The organism is Cupriavidus sp. FW305-27 (assembly GCF_058787995.1).
The window spans coordinates 1-775 of sequence record NZ_JBYTAG010000139.1 but is presented as its reverse complement, the minus strand read 5'-3'; the positions used below and the strand labels follow the sequence as shown (position 1 = coordinate 775).

Here is a 775-nt window from a genome sequence, read left to right as displayed (position 1 = left end):
GTTTCCATTTGGCATTGCCAAGCGATCGCAAGATCGGCTGTTCTTTAAAAATATGGGATGTAGTAAAGGTGTCGCGCGAGCGTTGATGAGACGCTGCAGTACAAGACGCGATACCGGGTTGTGATTGTATCAACCAAAATGTATTTAAGTGATCGAAAGATGACTTGGAATACGGCACAAATGCGAGAACTCATCCTGTAGCGAGGTTTCGAGCAATCGAGACACACTCGTTATAGGGTCAAGCGAACAAGTGCATGTGGTGGATGCCTTGGCGATCACAGGCGATGAAGGACGCGGTAGCCTGCGAAAAGCTTCGGGGAGCTGGCAAACAAGCTTTGATCCGGAGATGTCCGAATGGGGAAACCCGGCCCGAATGGGTCATCCCACACTGAATCCATAGGTGTGGGAAGCGAACGCGGCGAACTGAAACATCTAAGTAGCTGCAGGAACAGAAATCAACCGAGATTCCCAAAGTAGTGGCGAACGAAATGGGAAGAGCCTTGTACTCTTTAGCAGTGGTGTTAGCAGAACGGGATGGAAAGCCCGGCCCTAGCAGGTGATAGCCCTGTATGCGAAAACACGATTGTGGAACTAGGTGTACGACAAGTAGGGCGGGACACGTGAAATCCTGTCTGAAGATGGGGGGACCATCCTCCAAGGCTAAATACTCGTGATCGACCGATAGTGAACCAGTACCGTGAGGGAAAGGCGAAAAGAACCCCGGGAGGGGAGTGAAATAGATCCTGAAACCGCATGCATACAAACAGTCGGAGCC

The 775-nt window shown here is 51.0% G+C and carries 1 rRNA gene; it reads left to right on the top strand.

Annotated features, from left to right (window positions below):
- Window positions 1–236 precede the first annotated feature (236 nt).
- Window positions 237–775, top strand: a 23S ribosomal RNA gene (locus tag AC3WRI_RS32900); the annotation flags it as partial.